Origin of the sequence: Rossellomorea marisflavi (genome assembly GCF_022170785.1) — a bacterium.
In the GTDB taxonomy this organism is placed as follows: Bacteria; Bacillota; Bacilli; order Bacillales; family Bacillaceae_B; genus Rossellomorea; species Rossellomorea marisflavi_B.
Window position 1 is genome coordinate 1,717,172 of sequence record NZ_CP081870.1, and the last position, 19,437, is coordinate 1,736,608.

At 47.8% G+C, this 19,437-nt stretch carries 14 protein-coding genes; 11 read left to right on the forward strand and 3 right to left on the reverse strand.

All coding sequences use genetic code 11. The features are described from left to right. Positions 1-3 precede the first annotated feature (3 nt). From K6T23_RS09140 to K6T23_RS09160, 5 genes are read left to right on the forward strand one after another with little or no spacing between them, the layout of a single operon-like run. Positions 4-1,521 carry a DUF8809 domain-containing protein gene (locus tag K6T23_RS09140; RefSeq protein ID WP_238284199.1) on the forward strand — a complete coding sequence of 506 codons (1,518 nt, stop codon included), beginning with the start codon at positions 4-6 and terminating at the stop codon, positions 1,519-1,521. A gap of 5 nt (positions 1,522-1,526) precedes the next feature. Next, a complete protein-coding gene (locus K6T23_RS09145) occupies positions 1,527-2,513 on the forward strand; it encodes an AAA family ATPase (RefSeq protein ID WP_238284200.1) in 987 nt (328 codons plus the stop codon). 5 nt (positions 2,514-2,518) lie between these two features. After that, complete coding sequence (locus tag K6T23_RS09150) at positions 2,519-3,391, forward strand: DUF58 domain-containing protein (protein ID WP_238284406.1); 873 nt, start codon at positions 2,519-2,521, stop codon at positions 3,389-3,391. A gap of 4 nt (positions 3,392-3,395) precedes the next feature. Next, on the forward strand, positions 3,396-5,135 hold the full coding sequence (locus K6T23_RS09155; RefSeq protein ID WP_056537563.1) for a vWA domain-containing protein: 1,740 nt from the start codon (positions 3,396-3,398) through the stop codon (positions 5,133-5,135). Then, positions 5,116-7,866, forward strand: coding sequence for a VWA domain-containing protein (locus tag K6T23_RS09160; protein ID WP_238284201.1), 2,751 nt, complete (start codon positions 5,116-5,118; stop codon positions 7,864-7,866). Before K6T23_RS09155 ends, K6T23_RS09160 begins: the two co-directional genes overlap by 20 nt. Positions 7,867-7,907: 41 nt before the next feature. Here K6T23_RS09160 and K6T23_RS09165 read toward each other — a convergent pair whose 3' ends face one another. Beyond that, a complete protein-coding gene (locus K6T23_RS09165) occupies positions 7,908-8,732 on the reverse strand; it encodes a mechanosensitive ion channel family protein (RefSeq protein ID WP_056538608.1) in 825 nt (274 codons plus the stop codon). 320 nt (positions 8,733-9,052) lie between these two features. On the opposite strand from K6T23_RS09165, the gene K6T23_RS09170 reads away from it, so the two are divergent. From K6T23_RS09170 to K6T23_RS09190, 5 genes are all read left to right on the forward strand, one after another. Beyond that, entirely contained in the window at positions 9,053-10,807 is a 1,755-nt protein-coding gene (locus tag K6T23_RS09170) for an ABC transporter ATP-binding protein (protein ID WP_238284202.1), read from the forward strand. Positions 10,808-10,823: 16 nt separating this feature from the next. Continuing rightward, entirely contained in the window at positions 10,824-12,635 is a 1,812-nt protein-coding gene (locus tag K6T23_RS09175; protein WP_179125864.1) for an ABC transporter ATP-binding protein, read from the forward strand. A gap of 190 nt (positions 12,636-12,825) precedes the next feature. Next, on the forward strand, positions 12,826-14,151 hold the full coding sequence (locus K6T23_RS09180) for a cytochrome ubiquinol oxidase subunit I (protein ID WP_238284203.1): 1,326 nt from the start codon (positions 12,826-12,828) through the stop codon (positions 14,149-14,151). A gap of 3 nt (positions 14,152-14,154) precedes the next feature. Next, complete coding sequence (locus K6T23_RS09185; RefSeq protein ID WP_056537550.1) at positions 14,155-15,168, forward strand: cytochrome d ubiquinol oxidase subunit II; 1,014 nt, start codon at positions 14,155-14,157, stop codon at positions 15,166-15,168. A gap of 76 nt (positions 15,169-15,244) precedes the next feature. Beyond that, positions 15,245-15,907: a potassium channel family protein gene (locus K6T23_RS09190; protein WP_056537547.1), complete on the forward strand. Its 663-nt coding sequence runs from the start codon at positions 15,245-15,247 to the stop codon at positions 15,905-15,907. Between the two features lie 226 nt (positions 15,908-16,133). On the opposite strand, the gene rnjA is transcribed toward K6T23_RS09190, so the two are convergent. Next, on the reverse strand, positions 16,134-17,801 hold the full coding sequence (gene rnjA, locus K6T23_RS09195; protein ID WP_053427822.1) for a ribonuclease J1: 1,668 nt from the start codon (positions 17,799-17,801) through the stop codon (positions 16,134-16,136). Positions 17,802-17,805: 4 nt separating this feature from the next. Continuing rightward, the gene (locus K6T23_RS09200; protein WP_053427437.1) at positions 17,806-18,012 is read right to left on the reverse strand and encodes a DNA-dependent RNA polymerase subunit epsilon; all 207 of its coding nucleotides are present in this window, start codon (positions 18,010-18,012) and stop codon (positions 17,806-17,808) included. Positions 18,013-18,623: 611 nt separating this feature from the next. Between K6T23_RS09200 and K6T23_RS09205 the strand changes: the two genes are divergently transcribed. Then, positions 18,624-19,394, forward strand: coding sequence for a Cof-type HAD-IIB family hydrolase (locus K6T23_RS09205; RefSeq protein WP_056537544.1), 771 nt, complete (start codon positions 18,624-18,626; stop codon positions 19,392-19,394). Positions 19,395-19,437: the final 43 nt, after the last annotated feature.

The following is a 19,437-nucleotide window of genomic DNA, read 5'->3' on the forward strand; positions in this document are numbered from 1 at the left end:
CCGATGGAAGGGAAAGTGAAATTCCTTCGAAACCTGAGCCGATTAAGAAAGAAACTGCGGTATGCACAGTTCATCGAACAAGTGCAATGGACCGTGTTCGGTTCAAGTATCCCTGCACTGCTTATAACAGCGGCTGTATGGATCCGTCCCTTCCCATTCTGGAAGACTTACTTGTCGGGGGTGTGGATCCTGCTGATTTTTGGCATGGTGATTCACCTCTACAGAAGGAGGGCGACCTTTGAGCAAAGCGTAAAGATATATGATGAGGCAGAAGGTGAGAACACCATCAGCACGGCCAATGCGGAGCTTGAGGGCAATCATCCGTTGCTTCCTCTTGTCCTGCGGGATGCCCTTGATGCCATGAACAGACATGCAGAGAAGGTACAAGACCGCCGATACTGGTCGTTCCACACCCGATTGGCGATTGCTGCCCTCCTCCTCTATGGGGGATCTGCCCTGATCCTGACCCAGGGTCACGCATCATTCGAAACGGCAGCAGAATTGAAAAAAAAGAGTGAGATCACAAAAGAATCGGATAAGCGTCTAGAACAAGAAGCAATAAAAGATTCTGTTAAGAAAAAAGAGTTGGCAAAGGAGCTTCAGGAAATCAAAAAAGAAAAGGACCCAGTGGAGCGCCAAAAAGCCATTATGAAAAAGGTAAAAGAAAACAACCTTAAAAAACAGAAGGCGGATCTTTCACTGCGTGAGTTAGAACGGTTCAAGAAGATCGCCAAACAATCGAAGGCGGACGGAGTGGCGAAAGCTCTGAAAAACTTCGACCAAAAAGCACTGAGTAAAGAAGTGAAAGCATTGAGCGATGAACAGCTTGAACAGCTCAAAAAACAACTTGGAAGTGATCCGGAAAAGACACTCTCAGACGCATTGAAGGCGGCTGAAGGGGCTGACAAGGATTCACAAGCACTCGCAAAATGGAGTGAAAATCTAGCCAAGGAAGCCGCGGACCTGGCCGCGGACCTTGATGACAAAGACCTTGAAAGCATGAATCTTGCGGATACGGGTGATTCACAGCCACCACAGGAACAGAGTGGTACCCAATCCGATCCGGGATCGGATCAGGAGCCCAAAGATCCGTCTTCTGGAAGCGGCTCAAATGCTCCTGGAAATGGAAGTGGGGCAGGAAACGGGAGTGGAAAAGGCAGTGGAGGAGCAAATGGAAGTGGAAATGGTAACGGAACCGGAAATGGCACAGGGAGCGGCAGTGGCTCCGGTTCTGGAAAGGGTGCAGGATTGGGTCAGGGATCAAGAGATCTTTTGACGATACCAGAACGAATGGAAGGGAAGACCAACACAGAGACTGATTCAGGCAAGCTTAACAGGGGAATGAAGGGCGAACAATTCTCTTCTGACGGCCCTGTCAAAAGGGGTTCTGTACGGTCATATGAGGAAGTGTACCAGGACTACTATTCCTCCTATCGCAAAGGTGAAGACCGACAGACAATCCCTAAAGACTTGGAATCTGTGGTGGAATCCTATTTTAGTGAAATTGATCCGGGAGAGTGAAAAGGGTGGACGCAGCAGATAAAGAACTGGCCTATAAACAAGCCATAGAAAAGATTGAACAGGTAAAAAGAGAGGTCGGCCGTTATATCGTCGGCCAGAAGGATATTATCGACACGCTTTTATTGACGATCCTGGCCGGGGGCCATGCCCTACTGGAAGGGCTTCCGGGTCTCGGGAAGACTATGCTTGTGCGCTCCTTATCCGACGTCATGGAACTCAGTTTTTCACGGGTCCAGTTCACACCGGATTTGATGCCGACGGATATTACAGGGACCATGGTGATGAGCCATGACAAGGATGAACCATTCACCTTTCATAGAGGTCCGCTCTTTCATCATTTGGTCCTTGCAGATGAAATCAACCGATCCACACCGAAGACACAAAGTGCCCTCCTTGAAGCGATGGCCGAACAAACGGTGACGGTAGTGGGAGAGACGATAAAGCTTGAGAAGCCATTCTTCGTTCTCGCTACGCAAAATCCCATTGATCTAGAAGGTACATACCCACTACCTGAGGCTCAAATGGACCGCTTTATGTGCAAATTACTTGTTCCCCATCCTCAAAAAGCGGAGTTGAAGGAAATCGTCCGACGAACCACGGGGACAGAAGAAATCCACTTGCAATCCGTCATGGACCGGGCCGAGCTGCTGGCTATACAAAGGCTGGTAAAAGAAATCATGGTCGGCGATGAAGTATTGGACTTTGCCATTTTACTTGTGGAGTCGACACACCCTGATCGGGAATCTTCGTCAGAGCTCGTCAAGCAGTATATCGAATATGGAAGCGGGCCGCGTGGGCTTCAAAACCTCATCCTGATGGCGAAGGCACGAGCATTGGTCAGCGGGAGATATCACGTTTCCATCGGAGACATCAAGCAGACGGCCATCCCGGTGCTCAGGCATCGGATTTCATTGAACTTCGAGGCGGAGGCAATGAATGTGAAAGAAGATGAGATCCTGATGGACCTCATCAAAAGGGGAGCAGGCTCTTGAAGCCCATGTTAAGTCCGCAATTCCTATCACAACTCAAGAGGCATCGGTTAAACCCTTCACGGATCAGCACCGGTCAGCATAAAGGCGCCAGGACATCGACCCGGCACGGGAGTTCACTTGAATTCTCGGACTATCAGATGTATGAACTTGGTGACGATGTGAGGCAGATTGATTGGAACGTCTATGCAAGGACAGAAAAGGTATATGTGAAGCGATATCTGGATGAGCGGGAAGTATCTATCAGCTTATACCTGGATTGTACTGAATCAATGAGAACCGAGTCCGTAAAGTGGGAGCGGGCGACGGAGCTCACGGCATCCCTTGCTTATATGATCCTCTCCTCCGATGACCGTCTGAGCCTCCATTTGGTGGGACAACAGGCAGTTCCGTTGAAGAAGAAGGGGACGCGGGATGCGAAGGGAATCCTGCACTCCATGGGAAATGTGCAGAACGATCCAGGTGAAAGGGATAGTCGAACACCGTTCATGCGTTCCCTGAAAGGGAGGCAGCGGTCAAAGAGCTCTGTCACGATATTGATCACGGATGCGCTTGAACCTCTGTCAGAAATATACGAAGCGTTGAAGTGGCTTTCTTCCAAGAAGGAAAGGGTATATTTCATCCAACTCCTCCATGAAGACGAGATTTCCCCACCCTATACGGGTGACTGGAAGCTGAAGGACAGTGAGCGGGGTGAAGAGATTGATGTATCTTTTCAGCATTCTGTCATCGATCGCTACCTTGAAACCCTTCATTCGCACAACGAGGCAATCGAACGGGAGTGCAAGCGCTATGGCTTTACATATAGGAACCTCATTTCTTCACAGCCGGTCAATGAAATGGTGCTGAAGGATCTGAAGATGTCCGGAATGGTGAGGTGAGGGCATGGGCATTCAATATCCATTCTATGCCCTGATGGGGCTGTTTCTGATCGCTGTTGTCCTCATGTACTTCTTCAGGAAGCGGTACGACATGAAAGTCGTATCATCGAATCTATTGTGGAATCAAGCGATGAACGAGTGGCAATCATCACCCTGGTTCCATAAACTTCAGCGGAATCTCTTGCTGTTCCTGCAGCTTCTAATTCTGACCTTGCTAATCTTTTCTCTGATGAAACCCTATCTGACCAGCTTTTCAGGGACCACGGGTCATACCGTCATCCTCATGGATACATCCACTTCCATGAAAGCGGTGGAAGGTGGAGTCACCCAGTTTGATCTTGCCAAGAAGGGAGCAGAGGGTGTAATTGAGAAAGCTGGAGGCCCCGTGACGATCCTTGGCGTGGGTAAGAATATTACGACAGTGATATCCGAAGAGGAGAATAAACGGACGTCTTTGAAAGCATTGAATGAGCTCGAAATGACAAATGATCACGAGGATATGCAGAAGGCCATTCAGATGGCACTTGCCATTGCAGGAGCCGGGGACGTTCATTTATTCAGTGATGCTGGTACAAAAAACATGTTTAAAGACCTTCGAACGGATGCCACGGTCACGGTACACAAGATGATCGAGAATCCCGTCAATATTAGTATGAAAAGCTTTGGAATCAAGGAGAACGGGGGAAAGATGGAAGGTGTTGTAACCATTTCAAATCAAGGTGGTGAAGACCGGAAGGGGACGCTGATCATCCATGGGGGATCGACCGTCGTGCATCAGGATGCTGTGACCATTCCCTCCGGGGAAGACGTCACCATCCCACTATCAGGTTTTCCCCTGGAAGAAACGTATTCCGCTGAGATCCGTGTGGACGATGATTTTCATGATGATAATGTCATGACGGCTCTTAATATGAGTTCATCTCCTGTAATTTATGCGATGGGAGACATCAATCCGTTCATCATCAAAGGATTTCAGGCATTGGGAATGGATGTGAATACAGTGGAAGAAGCATCCATCCTTGATGATAATGGAATCCTAATCGCCTCCTCAAAGGATGCAGAACAAACCGGGTTGCCGGTCCTGATCGTCCCGGATGAAGCAGAAAAGGGAAGGAAGATAGGGGGTACGGTCTCTTCAAAGACGGATCATCCCTTGCTTCGCTATGCCGACGTTGAAAAAATCTTTGTAGAAAAAGCGATGGACCACAACATCTCCGGACTTTCAACGATTGCGGAGCAAGATCGTGTTCCCCTCCTGCAAGCCGGTGAAATCAAAGGCAAAAAAATGGTCCTGATGAATTTTCAGGTGAAGGATTCAGATTTTCCACTATACCCAGGCTTTCCGATTTTTTTATATAATGTCTACCATTACCTGGGTGATAATCAGCAGGTGATCGGAAACTTCCTGCCGGGTGAAAGACGGACCCTCCAGACAGAGGGTACATGGGATCTCTACAGCATGAACCAGGATTACATCGGTGAGTGGAAAATGGGCACCACCTTCACTGCACCAATCGAACCGGGAATCTACCAGGCTGTTCGTGGTGAGGATGTGAAGTATTTTTCTGTAAGCATTGATGATAGAGAAAAGATGATTGGAAAAGGGGAATCGTTCACCGTGAGTGGAAAGGGTGTGGAAGGAAAAAGCGCTCCTTCTTCCATCACTTCCTGGTTTCTGGCGCTTGCCGTCCTTTTCTTATTCATAGAGTGGGAGGTGTATAGACGTGGGAATCAACATTCATGAGCCATTATGGTTTTTACTGGTTCTCCCTGTTATCGCTGTCCTGTATCTGTATGTTAAGCGAGGAAGGTTCAACAAAGAGAAGCGGATGATCATGATCATCAGGTGCCTGACGTTTCTGCTGTTGATAACGGCCTTGACGGATCCTTATCTGACACTGCCCCAAAAAGGGAAGAATGTGATATTCCTTGCTGATCGTTCTGCATCAATCAACGATAGCGCTGATGACATGATGGTTGCCATCGAAGATCAGGTTACGAAGAAAAAAGAAACTGATGCCTACGGTATCGTGTCATTTGCCAAGGGTGCAGCACTTGAACAAAGTCTTTCTTCCAAGGAAAGTGAAGTCCCCGGGTTCTCTGGGGAGGTCGGAGAAGACGAAACGAATATTCAGAACGGCCTCGAGTATGCATCGAATCTATTGGGCTCATCCAATGGGGGAAGGATCGTCCTCTATAGCGATGGAATCGAAACCCTCGGAGCGGGCGAGGATATCATCCCTAAACTGAAGGACAATGGAATCGAGGTAGATTGGGTGAAGCGTCCTTCCAATGGGCAAGACGACGTAGCCGTGACATCCGTCAACTCCCCTGCCTTACAATATAAAGGGGAGGAGGCGACTGTGAGTGTCACACTCCACAGTACCACCCAGACAAGCGTCGACCTGCAGCTTGACCTTAACGGGAATAAGATTGCTAGAAAGCAGGTCAAGGTTCAAGAGGGCAACAATGAATTCGAGTTCCAACATACTGTTGACGAGACAGGAATGCTCGTTTATCGAGCAGAGATCTACTCGGATACGGATGCAAGACCGGAGAATAACCAGCTGAGTTCCATAGCGAGGGCCGAAGGGGATCCCCTCGTTCTCCTTGTCCATGATGACGGGAAGAAGAGTAGGTTGGAGGAACAGTTGAAGTCTGCGGGATTCAGGGTCGAGGCACTTCAATCCTCACAGCTTCCCGACAAACTCAGCTCCTATCTTGATTATCAAACGATTTTATTTGACAATGTCGCTGCCACGGATATACCTGAAGAGAAGATGAACCTGATGGAGCAAGCCGTGAAGGAATTCGGAAGGGGTTTCATCATGTTTGGCGGGGATGAAAGCTTTGCTCTGGGTGGTTACTTCAAGACACCGATTGAGAAGCTGTTGCCCGTAGACATGGAGGTCAAAGGGAAAAAAGAACTTCCTTCACTGGGACTGGTCCTCGTCATCGATCGCTCGGGGAGCATGGATGGACAGAAGCTTTCCCTTGCGAAGGAAGCTGCTGCGAGGACTGTTTCCCTCTTAAGGGAGAAAGACACGCTGGGGGTACTCGCATTCGATGACCGGCCGTGGGAGATCGTCCCGACCGAACCGATCAAAGACCGGAAAAAAGCGGAAGAGAAAATACGTACCATTTCACCGGGTGGGGGAACGAACATCTATCCTTCTCTTGAAGAAGCGTATGTGAGCCTGCAAGACAGGCCGCTGAAGAGGAAGCATATCATCCTCCTGACAGATGGGCAGTCGGCGGCAGGGGGCGATTATGATACCCTGATCGAAGGTGGGTTATCGAAGGGGGTCACCCTTTCCACAGTGGCCATCGGTTCAGATGCAGACAGGTATCTCTTGGAGGATCTCTCACAGATAGGGAATGGCCGATTTTACGATGTGGTGGATGCATCGGTCATTCCAAGCATCCTCACCAGGGAGACCGTGATCACGACAAGGACCTATATAGAAGATCAGCCTTTCTACCCCACCATTCAATCGAGCAAATGGCAAAAGCTTTTCGAGAGCGGTATGCCTCGAATGAATGCCTACATCGCCACCAGTTCTAAGGATTCTGCACAGGTGGAATTGGCAAGCGACAAGAAAGACCCTATTCTCGCCACATGGAGGTATGGACTGGGAACCACCTTTGCCTTCACCTCTGACACAAAGGGGCAGTGGGCGGGCGATTTTGCATCATGGAAAGGCTGGCCGGAGTTCATCAACCAATTGGTTACACGTTCGTTCCCAAGTATTCAATCTAGTCCCTATTCCATCGAGTTGGACGGAAGTGGTGAGAAGACAAAGCTCCTTCTCACTTCGCCTGATAGCGGGACCATGCCTTTGACAGTCTCTGTGTTGGCTGAGGATGGGAAGCAGGTAGAAGCCACCTCAAGGATCCTTTCACCGGGCGTTCACGAAGTGGAATTCGATGAGAGGCTATCGCCAGGGGTGTACAGCATGAGCATCGGAGATCAAGCCCTGAATCAGGCGTATGAAACCGGCTTTGCCGTCCCGTATTCAGAGGAGTATTCTTATCAGGGGGGATCAGTCAGGACAGTGGAAGGCATTGTAAAGGAGACCGGAGGAAAGACGTACGATTCGGGAATAGACGCGTTCAGATCTATGAACGATCGACCGTATAATGAACAGTCCATTCGGACATTCCTTATTCTCTTAGCATTCCTGCTCTTCTTTGCGGAGGTCGCTCTTAGACGATTTGGTTTGCCTGTTGCCTTAGCCACAGTCGGAGAAAAATTCGGGAGGAAGGTTCAGAAGAATAATGGACCGGAAACAACGAGAAGAAGGCCAGCAAAAGTCTTGGATGATACACATTCAAGACGCGAGGAACCCGTGCCTGTCATGCAGGATGAACCGGAGCCTTCAGCCAAGCCGAAACTTAAACCGAAACCGCAAGTCCATCATGATCCTGACAGGATGAAAAGGCTGCTCGATGCCAAAAACCGCAGGAATAAATGAAGATCAAAAAAGCGAAGGGGAATGATCCCTTCGCTTTTTGCTTACTGTTCTTTTTTCTCGATGAAGACCTGATGAGGGAATGGGATGTCGATGCCGTGGCGATCGAAGGCTTCTTTGATCCCTTTGCGTATTTTTCTTTCGACTCCCCATTGCTCCATATTCTTCGTTTTGCAGAGGACCCTCAGGACAACATCCGAGTCACCGAGGTTCTGGACGCCGACCACATTCGGACCTTCAACGATATTTTCGTCTTCTGCCGCCAGCCTGTCGCACACATCCTGCATGATCACGATGGCTTCATCAATATTGTCATCATAGGAGATGCCGATATCGACAAGGGCACGCATATTGCCGCGCGAGTGATTGCTGACGCTTGATATTTCACGATTCGGTACATAATTGAGGGTACCATCGAATCCCCTTATATGGGTTGTCCTCAACCCGACTTCTTCCACGATCCCATCGAATCCGCCAGTTGTCACATAGTCACCGACATCGACCTGTTTCTCCAATAGAATGAAGAATCCCGTCACGATATCGCTCACGAGACCCTGTGCACCGAATCCGACGGCTAAACCGACAATTCCAGCCCCAGCGAGGATCGCGGTCACTTGAATGCCGAAAATCTGAAGGATGGTAACAAAAAAGATAAAAATAAGAACATAACCGATGATATTCTTCGTGAGACTCTGGAGGGTCTGGGCCCGTCCGGTCGACACATCATTCCTTTTACTGTAGCGATCAAAGGCGCGCGTGATGATTTTATTGGCAGCCCCTTTGATTACAAGAAAAGCGATCCAGATGGCGATGATTTGGATGGCTCCGATGCCGATCTTCATAAGAAGTGTATTCCAATCGAAGTCCATGATTTTTCCTACTGCACTGTTTCCTAGTATGTAATTCAAAGCAAAAACATCCTTTCTGTGTAAATGGTGAACTTTTATAGTATACACAATGGGGTCCGGGTTATGTCAAAGGGTGATTTGCCATAAACCCCTTTCTATATTCCCTATTCCGTTTGACGGTAAACGGTTCGAGGGGAGGGACAGAAAAGATTATAATGAGGTTGCTCCACAAAAGAAGGACAATTTCAAAAAAACAAAAAAATGTGAAAAAAGGGTAGATAAATATTTCGAAACTCGATATATTTAGTAATGCACTGTTTTTTACTGAAGGGAGAGAATACATGGATACGTTTAAGAAATTAAAAGATTTTTATTGGCCGTACAAGTCGCAATTCCTCATCTCGATGATTTTCCTCATCTTTGTCACGGGTATCACCGTCGTGTACCCGATCATCCTCCAAATCACCATCGATGATGTTATTCTAAAAGGCGACTATCAGTGGATTCCTTACCTTGCCTTCGGTTTTATCGGAATCATGGCACTGAAAGGGATCGGCACGTTCATTCAGCAGTACTTCGGAGATCTATTCGGGATTACTTCGGTATATCGCCTTCGCAATGAGCTGTACCAAAAGCTGCAATTCCTTCCTTTCAGCTACTATGATAATGCGAAGACCGGTGACCTCATGTCGAGGTTGACTGCCGATGTAGAAGCATTCAGGTTTTTCCTTTCATTCGGCTTTTCGGAACTACTCCGTTTTTTCCTATTGGTGTCCGTCAGTTTTTGTGTGATGTTCTACTATTCTCCTTCCCTGACATTCGTCACGTTGGCGACCCTCCCATTCCTGGCGGTTTCGGTATTTAAGTTCGATAAGGCTGTCCATCCTGCTTTCAGGGGGATCAGGAAATCATTCGGGAAATTAAACACGAATGTCCAGGAAAATATCAGCGGGATCAATACGGTCAAATCCCTTTCAAGGGAAGAATTCCAGAACGGTAAGTTCAATCGTTCAAACGGGGACTACAAGGATAAATATCTCTTCACCTCTGATATCTGGGCGAAATATTTCCCACTGATGGAGTTTCTGGGCAATGTGAGTGTCATCCTGCTTCTCGGTTATGGAGGATACCTCGTGATGAATGGGAACCTTGCTCCTGGTGAACTGGTTGCCTTCTACAGCCTGGTCTGGTATATCATATGGCCGATCATGAATCTAGGATTCACCATCAATCAGTTCTCTCAATCGAAAGCTTCTGGAGAGAGGCTACTTGAGATCCTTGAGGTCGATGAGAAAATCAAGGACGGTGTACATGCGGTTGAAGCAACACGCATGAAAGGGGAAGTAAAATTCGAAGATGTTTCCTTCCATTATAATGACCTCGATGAAGATGCCGCCCTGGAGTCCATTACATTCAACGCACCACCCGGTAGAATCGTAGGACTGATCGGCGGGACCGGTTCAGGTAAATCAAGCGTCATTCAGCTTTTGACACGATTTTACGAGCCTCAGGAAGGGAGGATCACCATAGATGGGATGGATATCCGTGACTATTCCATCAAGTCCCTTCGTCAGAACATCGGCGTCGTGCTCCAAGAATCGTTCCTGTTTTCTTCCACCATCAGGTCGAATATCGCGTATGGGCGTCCTGAAGCGTCTCAGGAAGACGTAGAGAAGGCCGCAAAGCTTGCTCAGGCCCATGACTTCATCATGACTCTTCCCGATGGATATGAGACAAAGCTAGGGGAGAGGGGACTCGGTCTGTCTGGAGGTCAGAAACAGCGGATTGCCATTGCGAGGGCCATCTGCCTCGACCCTTCTATCCTTGTTCTTGACGATGCAACATCGGCGGTGGACATGGAAACGGAATTCCGTATTCAAAAAGCACTGAAGAACGTCATGTCCGACCGTACGACATTCATCATTGCACATAGGATTTCTTCACTGAAGCACGCCGATGAAATCCTGGTTCTTGAAAATGGGAGAGTGGCGGAGCGGGGTAGACATGAGGACCTCCTTGCCAACAACGGTCCTTATCAGCGCATCTATGATATTCAATACAAAGACCAAAAGAAAATTCTGCAGGCTGGGAGGTGATGAGTGTATGACAAAGATGAAAAATGACAAAAAAGTGATGGACCGGTTCCACTACTCAACCGATCAAGTGATCGACAAACCATTCAACTGGGGACAGCTTTCGCGGCTACTGACGTATCTGAAACCGTATTCCAAGAAGCTGTTGCCTCTGTCCATCCTGACGGTCCTGATCACAACGGCCGTCAGATTGATCATTCCGATTCTGATCGGGGTGTATACGCTGGATAAAGCCATCCGCCAGAAGGATGGGAATCTGTTGATGACCTTGATCGGTGTGATAGCCGGACTCTATGTGCTCAGTTACTTCGCCAACATCCTCAGGATACGATGGATGAATCAGTTGGGCCAAGGCGTGATCTATGACCTGCGCAAGCATCTGTTCAGTCACGTGCAAAGCCTGTCTCACCGATTCTTCGACCAGCGCTCAGCCGGCTCGATCCTTGTCAGGATCATGAACGACATCAACTCGCTTCAAGAATTGTTTACAAACGGGGTCATCAATCTATTGATGGATATCATCCTGCTTGCAGGGATCATCGTCCTCCTGTTCACTCTAAGCCCTGAGCTCACCCTCGCCGTCATGGTCATCCTTCCAATCATGTTCTTCATCTCCACCACGTTGAGGAAGAACATCCGAAAATCATGGCAGCTGGTGCGGCTCAAACAAGCAAAGCTCAATTCCCATTTGAATGAGAGCATCCAAGGGGTCAGGGTGACACAAGCCTTCACCCAGGAGCGTGAGAACATGGCGTTCTTCGATGGAATCAATACGGAGAACTTCGAGAGCTGGAGAACGGCCACCAAAAAGAATGCCATCTTCAGACCACTGGTTGAAATGACCAACGCCGTTGGTACGGCCGTTTTGATCTGGTATGGTGCCCATCTGATACAAACCGGTTCTTTGCAGCTGGGAGAATTCGTTTCCTTCGCTTTTTACCTAGGCATGTTTTGGGAGCCGATTTCGCGTCTCGGGCAGGTGTATAATCAACTTTTGATCGGGATGGCTTCATCAGAGAGGATCTTTGAATTCCTTGATGAAAAGCCGATTGTTCATGAGAAGGACGAGGCCATTTCCATGAAAGAAATCGCTGGTCATATCCAGTTCAACGATGTGGAGTTTTCTTATGATGATAAGCGAAAGGCCCTTCAAGGCATCAATCTCGAGATGAAGGCCGGTCAGACCGTAGCCCTTGTGGGACATACGGGATCAGGAAAAACGACGATCGCCAATTTGATCAGTCGTTTCTATGATCCGACCGCGGGAGCGGTCACAATCGATGGGAATGACTTAAGGGATGTATCGGTGGCGAGCCTGCGTAACCAGATCTCCATCGTTCTACAAGATACGTTCATTTTCTCGGGAACGATCATGGATAATATCCGGTTCGGACGTCCCGATGCGACAGATGAAGAAGTTCGACTCGCTGCGGAAGCGATCGGGGCGGACAATTTCATCGGGAAACTCGCCAATGGCTATGAGACCGAAGTTGAAGAACGTGGAAACGTTCTATCTGTGGGGGAAAGGCAGCTTCTTTCTTTCGCGAGAGCCCTGCTTGCCAATCCCCGCATCATCATTTTGGATGAGGCAACGGCGTCCATCGATACGGAAACCGAGGTGAAAATCCAATCGGCCTTGAAAAAATTATTGAACGGCCGTACAGCCATCATCATCGCCCACAGGCTTTCTACTATCAGGGACTCTGATAATATCTTCGTTCTTGAAAACGGAAGAATAAAAGAAAGTGGGAACCATGATCAGCTGATGGAACAGAGAGGGGATTATTACGACCTCGTAGAATCACAGTTCCGAATGATCGAAGCGATATAAAAGAAACATCCCTGGCCGGTCTGGCAGGGATGTTTTTTTTACCTATGAGAGGGAAATGGTACCATAACATCGAATACAGTTAGTTTGTGAAGTTTGTCACAAAATAGTCATGTTCACTAATTCACATACTCTTGGTTTGTTTTATAATAAGGGTATAACGTACGAGGGGGAATCAGTTTTGGATAGCGTCATGATCAGTAGATTGCTTACATCGAGTACATTGATCTTCCACATCATTTTTGCAACGATCGGGGTAGGGATGCCTATAATGATCGCCATCGCAGAGTTTATAGGAATAAAGAAGAATGATAACCACTATCTCCTTCTGGCCCGAAGATGGGCAAGGGGGTTCACCATTACTGTTGCTGTAGGGGTCGTTACAGGAACGGCCATCGGTCTGCAGCTTTCATTGCTATGGCCGTCATTTATGAAAGTGGCAGGTCAAATCATTGCCCTACCGCTTTTCATGGAAACGTTCGCCTTCTTCTTTGAAGCTATATTTCTTGGAATTTTCCTTTATACGTGGGACCGGTTCAAAGGAAAGTGGACCCATTGGTTCCTCAATCTGCCCATTATGATCGGTTCTTCGGCTTCGGCCTTATTCATTACGACCGTCAATGCGTTCATGAATACGCCTCAAGGGTTCGAGCTCAAGGACGGCAAAGCAATTGAAATCGACCCGATTGCAGCCATGCTGAATCCTGCTACCCCTACCAAGGTCTTTCATGTGCTTACGACGTCTTATATGACTATGGCCTTTATCCTTGCAGCCATCGCCGCCTATTCCATCCTTATGAAAAAAGGAGGGAACTATCATAAAAAGGCACTTCGGATGACTATGACAGCGGTATTGGTCTTTTCACTTGGAGCAGCTCTTGCAGGTGATCTTTCCGCAAAATTCCTTGCGGAGTATCAGCCGGAGAAGCTTGCAGCAGGTGAATGGCATTTTGAAACTGAGAAAAATGCAGATCTCATTGTCTTTGGCACGATCGATGAAAATAATGAAATCTCCAATGAGATCCGACTGCCAGGATTCTTGAGCTTTCTTGCAGGCAGTTCATTCGATACGGAAGTCATCGGCCTGAACGATTTTCCCGAAGATGAACGACCACCCCTCTGGATCCACTATATGTTCGATGGGATGGTGTCGATCGGGATGTTCAGTATTTTCATCAGCTTCCTATTCGTCCTCCTGTGGAAATGGAAGAAGGGGAATGAATTCAATAAACCCCTCCTTTGGGGAATCGTTGCGAGTGGGCCACTTGCCATGCTGGCCATTGAATTCGGCTGGATCTACGCAGAAGTCGGAAGACAGCCTTGGATCCTCAGGGGATATATGAAGATTGCCGAGGCAGCCACCCGTGCAGATGGCGTCGCCTGGATTTTCGCCATGTTCCTCGCCCTTTACTTGATGCTCGGCATCTTGTGTGTGGTGGTCCTCATTAGGATGTTCAAAAACAAACCTGCAGAAGCGGAACTTGAGAAAAGGTTCCCAACCGACCGGAAGGAGGAATAGGATATGAGTTTGGAAGTGATCGGGATCTCCGTCCTGTGGATTTTTTTGTATGGGTATCTCATTGTAGCATCAATCGATTTCGGTGCCGGTTTCTTTGCCTTCTATGCCCGGATGAAAGGGAAGGAACACACGATGAATGCGCTCATCAGCAGATATCTGTCACCCGTATGGGAGGTGACCAACGTATTTTTCGTGTTTTTCTTCGTCGGTCTGGTCGGATTCTTTCCGGATACCGCTTATTATTATGGGACCGCACTCCTTATCCCGGGGAGCGTGGCGATCATCCTCCTGGCAATACGGGGCAGTTTTTACGCATTCAGTAACTATGGTTCGAAGGAAAATATAGGGTATTTATTCATCTACGGGGCAACCGGGTTGTTGATACCGGCGTCTTTATCCACTGCGCTCACCATATCCGAAGGAGGCTTCCTAAAAGAAACCGATGACGGCGTGATCTTCCTGGCTGGGAAGCTTTTGACGAGTCCCTACTCATGGAGTGTCGTATTTCTGTCAATCGTTTCCGTCCTATTCATTTCAGCGGCATTTTTGACCTACTATGCCAATAGGGCAGGGGATATGGCCTCCAGGGAGATCTTGAGGAAATTTGCCCTTTTCTGGAGCCCGCCTACGATCATTGCGAGCCTATGGGTTTTCTGGTCTTTGAAGAATCATAACGAAGAGCATTTTGTGAATGCAATGGATATTTGGTGGATGTTCGGCCTATCCCTATTATTCTTTGTTCTCGCCACATGGCTTATCTATCGCCGCAAACAATTCGGCCTTGCGTTCACTTCGGTCATGCTTCAATTCTTTTTCGCTTTCTTCGGTTACGGTGCCTCCCATTTGCCGTATATCCTGAAACCTTTTATCACCATCGGTTCAAGTGTAACGAACGAAGTGATGGGGACGGCCCTCATCATCGTATTCATTGCCGGCTTGCTGTTGCTGATCCCGTCCCTGTATCTGTTGATGCGCCTGTTTTTATTCGACGCAGATTATGTGAAAGGGAAAAAATAAGCCCCGGGCGGTAGACCAAACATATTCACCTGGTTTTTATGCTAAAATAAGGATAGCAAAATAGGGGGTATGGGAGATGAAAAAAGAGTTTGTTGTCATCGGTTTGGGTCGTTTCGGAGGGAGCATCGTACGCTCCCTCGCCGAGCAGGGTATGGAGGTGATGGCCATCGATATGGATGAGGATAAGGTGAATGAATTTTCCACCACCGCTTCACACGCTGTCGTGGCGGATTCCACCGACGAGTCGGTGCTCAAGAGCCTCGGGATCCGCAACTTCGATCACGTGATTGTTGCCATCGGGGATAATATACAATCAAGCATCCTCACCACCATCATGCTGAAGGAGATCGGTGTGAAGAAGATCACCGTCAAAGCTCAGAATGATTACCATGAAAAGGTCCTGAGGAAGATCGGTGCCAATCAGGTGGTTCACCCTGAGAGGGATATGGGTAGAAGGATCGCCCATAATATCGTTTCGAATAATGTACTGGATTACCTTGAACTCTCGGACGAACATTCCATCGTCGAGCTTGTTGCCAATGAGAAGCTCAGCGGGAACAGCTTGATCGACCTCGATATCCGCGCAAAATACGGGATCAATATCGTGGCAATCAAAAGGGACCGGGATATCATCGTGTCTCCCCAGGCCGAAGAAGAGATACAGGAAGGGGATATTCTCATCGTCATCGGAGCGGACACCGATATCAACCGCTTTGAAAAAAAGATCCTGTGGACATAAAGCGTATAGTAAAAGGATGGCCGACTGCTTACGCGGGCCATCCTTCTTTTTATAGGGGACTTGAGCATATGAAAAGTGACTATGTAATGACGAACACAACCAGTGTGGTTGATACCGCTCATGAAACAAATGAAAAATCCGGACTACTTTTCCCCATCTGAGGGGGAAAGTAGTCCGGATTTTATTATGACTTAAGCACGTGTGTCTCAGGCTCTATTATAATGGATCAGACTTCCATGATGATCGGAAGGATCATTGGACGACGTTTGGTTTTTTCGTATAAGAATGGAGCCAGTGTGTCTGTGATTTCATTCTTGATTTCAGACCATTGAGTAGTCCTTCTTTCAAGCACCTTGTTCAGGTGTTTGGAGATCAAGGTTTGCGCTTCGTTGATCAAGTCCCCGGATTCACGCATATAAACAAATCCGCGAGAAATCAGATCCGGACCGGAAGCAATCTTGAAGTCCTTCATATTGATGCTGACCACGACGATGACTAGCCCTTCTTCTGAAAGGATACGGCGATCACGGAGGACGATGTTTCCGATGTCACCGATTCCACTGCCGTCGATGTAGACATTCCCTGAAGGAATCTTCCCAGCCACCTGAGCAGAGTCGCTGCTGAGGGCAAGTACATCACCATTATCCATGATGAAGCAGTTATCAGGGTCTACTCCACAGTCGACGCCAAGCTGAGCGTGCATCTTCTGCATGCGATATTCACCGTGAATAGGCATGAAGAATGTAGGGTTCATCAGACGAAGCATAAGCTTCATTTCTTGTTGTCCACCGTGTCCGGATGTATGGATATTGCTGAGTGGTCCGTGGACCACTTCTGCTCCTGCACGGTATAGAAGGTTGATCGTACGGTTTACACTGATCGTGTTCCCAGGGATCGGTGAAGATGAGAAGACGACAGTGTCACCCGGTTGAATCTGGATCTGACGATGTGTACCGTTTGCGATACGGGATAGGGCAGCCATCGGTTCCCCTTGAGAACCTGTACAAAGGATGGCCACTTCATTCGCAGGCAACCGGTTGATTTGATTATGTTCGATGAAGGTTTCCTTCGGCGCATTGATGTATCCAAGTTCCTGGCCGATGGTGATGGCCGCCTCCATGCTTCGGCCGAACACAGCTACTTTACGGTTGTGGTAGACTGCCGCTTCGACAACCTGCTGCAGGCGGTGGATGTTGGATGCGAATGTAGCGAAAATAACGCGGCCGTCCACTTTCCTGAAGATATCGTCAATGCTTTCGCCAACTTTGCGTTCGCTCATTGTAAAGTTTGGTACCTCAGCATTCGTACTGTCGGAAAGCAGGCACAGGACGCCTTCTTTTCCGATTTCTGCCATTTTGGTCAGGTTCGCAGGTTCTCCTACAGGAGTGAAATCAAACTTGAAGTCACCTGTGTGCACGACATTGCCCGGAGGCGTCTTGACCACGATCCCGTAAGAATCCGGGATGCTGTGGGTGGTTCGGAAGAACGTGACGGACGTTTTCCGGAACTTGATCACATCATCTTCCTGGATGATGTTGAGCTTGGCATTGCGTAGAAGTCCGTGCTCTTCAAGTTTGTTCTTGATCAATCCCATGGCAAGCTTTCCGCTATAGATCGGAATGTTCAGCTCGCGAAGGAGATACGGAATCCCCCCGATGTGATCTTCGTGACCGTGAGTGATGAAAAGTCCCTTGATTTTATCTACGTTTTTAACGAGATACGTATAGTCAGGGATCACATAGTCGATGCCGAGGAGTTCGTCCTCAGGGAATTTGACCCCTGCATCGATTAGGATGATTTCATCCTGGAACTGTACAGCGTATGTGTTTTTACCGATTTCACCTAGACCACCGAGGGCAAATACTGCAGTCTGGTCATTCTTGACAAATTTCATCCGATTATTGCTCCAGCTCGAATGATTCTTGGTTTTTCTCGTGTTCTAGAAAAGCGCCCTCGAGCTTTTGCACGAATTCGATGTTGTACGGTTTGTCTTTCAGCTTGAGGCGTACCTCACGCTCTGAATCTGCTTCGATGTAAAGAGAGTCAGTGCATTCGCGAACAGGCACTTCTTCTTTACTCTTTTGATAAAATACTTTGTAAATCATGTGTTTTCTCTCTCCTTATCCGTTTTCAAAACTTTAACTTTCCTCTATGATAAAAAAGTTATCAACATAATGTGTGGGTTGTTACCATACGGTTTACCCATAAATAGATCATTTCATTCCGATGGGCGACAACGGCCCGGGATCTCTATCATGAATATGTATAGTATGAATTATAAAGGATTCTTCCTATTAAATAAAGTTTTATCAAGATTCCATGCACATAAAGAGCAGGAACGGATCCATTCGTGGAGAAAAGACTCCCAAAACGGCATCAGTCCCTGCTTATGAAAAGTGACAGTATGACATGCATGTAGATGGACTCCTTCATTTAAGCGATCGTCTTTTTTTTAAGCAACTCTTTCCACTGTTTCATAAGCTTTTTGCGCAGCTTCTTGAACATGGATGATCACTCCTTACTTATATTTTACCGAGAAAAAGGCTTGAAGTAAAGATGCCTTCCTTTTATTGTACGGAATTTCTCGAATCTCTTACATGGTTAAATATAGTAAATGAAGCGGTTGCGGCATCCATTGACAATTTAGCAGTGAAAGCGTACCTTTATCAACGTCTTACCATTTTGTTATTCCATTACTAGAAAGAGGAGAGTCATAATGTCGAAGATCGTTTTTTTTGATATAGACGGAACACTGCTCGACCACGATAAAGAACTCCCGTCCTCCACGAAGCAGGCCATCAGACGCCTCAAGGAAAATGGCACGTTTGTAGCCATCGCCACGGGGCGTGCGCCGTTCATGTATGAACCCTTGAGGGAAGAACTTGGGATCGATTCATATGTTTCCTTCAACGGACAGTATGTTGTATTCGAGAATAACGTCATCTATACGAATCCACTTGATACCGGCCGTCTTGAAGCCTTGTTGGAAGACTCGGAAGCCAAAGGACATCCCGTCGTCCATCTTGATCATGAAACGATGAAGGCCAATCATGAAGATGATGAATATATCAATAAGAGCATGGCAAGCCTCAAGTTCACCCATCCTGAATGCCAGCCCGAGTTCTATAAGGGAAGAGACATCTATCAATCACTTCTATTCTGTGATGAAGAAGAAGAGACGTTTTACCGCGAAAACTACCCGGAATTCTCTTTTATCAGATGGCATGAACATTCCATGGACATTCTGCCTGACGGAGGATCAAAAGCAGAAGGGATCAAACGGATGATCGACAAGCTCGGATTCCGGATGGAGGATGTATATGCCTTCGGTGACGGGTTGAACGATATTGAAATGATCAAGGGCGTCGGAACAGGTGTTGCCATGGGGAATGCCGTGGAAGAGCTGAAGCGGCATGCCGACCTCGTGACGGCGGATGTAGCAGACGACGGCATCTCTAAAGCGCTAAGTAAACTGGGCCTGATATAAACAACAAGAAAGGACTCCCCTGAACAACGGGGAGTCCTTTTTC

Coding starts and splice junctions, on each gene's coding strand:
- K6T23_RS09140 (WP_238284199.1), top strand. CDS start 4: ATGGAAGGGAAAGTGAAATTCCTTCGAAACCTGAGCCGATTAAGAAAG.
- K6T23_RS09150 (WP_238284406.1), top strand. CDS start 2,519: ATGTTAAGTCCGCAATTCCTATCACAACTCAAGAGGCATCGGTTAAAC.
- K6T23_RS09155 (WP_056537563.1), top strand. CDS start 3,396: ATGGGCATTCAATATCCATTCTATGCCCTGATGGGGCTGTTTCTGATC.
- K6T23_RS09165 (WP_056538608.1), bottom strand. CDS start 8,732: ATGGACTTCGATTGGAATACACTTCTTATGAAGATCGGCATCGGAGCC.
- K6T23_RS09170 (WP_238284202.1), top strand. CDS start 9,053: ATGGATACGTTTAAGAAATTAAAAGATTTTTATTGGCCGTACAAGTCG.
- K6T23_RS09175 (WP_179125864.1), top strand. CDS start 10,824: ATGAAAAATGACAAAAAAGTGATGGACCGGTTCCACTACTCAACCGAT.
- K6T23_RS09180 (WP_238284203.1), top strand. CDS start 12,826: ATGATCAGTAGATTGCTTACATCGAGTACATTGATCTTCCACATCATT.
- K6T23_RS09185 (WP_056537550.1), top strand. CDS start 14,155: ATGAGTTTGGAAGTGATCGGGATCTCCGTCCTGTGGATTTTTTTGTAT.
- K6T23_RS09190 (WP_056537547.1), top strand. CDS start 15,245: ATGAAAAAAGAGTTTGTTGTCATCGGTTTGGGTCGTTTCGGAGGGAGC.
- rnjA (WP_053427822.1), bottom strand. CDS start 17,801: ATGAAATTTGTCAAGAATGACCAGACTGCAGTATTTGCCCTCGGTGGT.
- K6T23_RS09200 (WP_053427437.1), bottom strand. CDS start 18,012: ATGATTTACAAAGTATTTTATCAAAAGAGTAAAGAAGAAGTGCCTGTT.
- K6T23_RS09205 (WP_056537544.1), top strand. CDS start 18,624: ATGTCGAAGATCGTTTTTTTTGATATAGACGGAACACTGCTCGACCAC.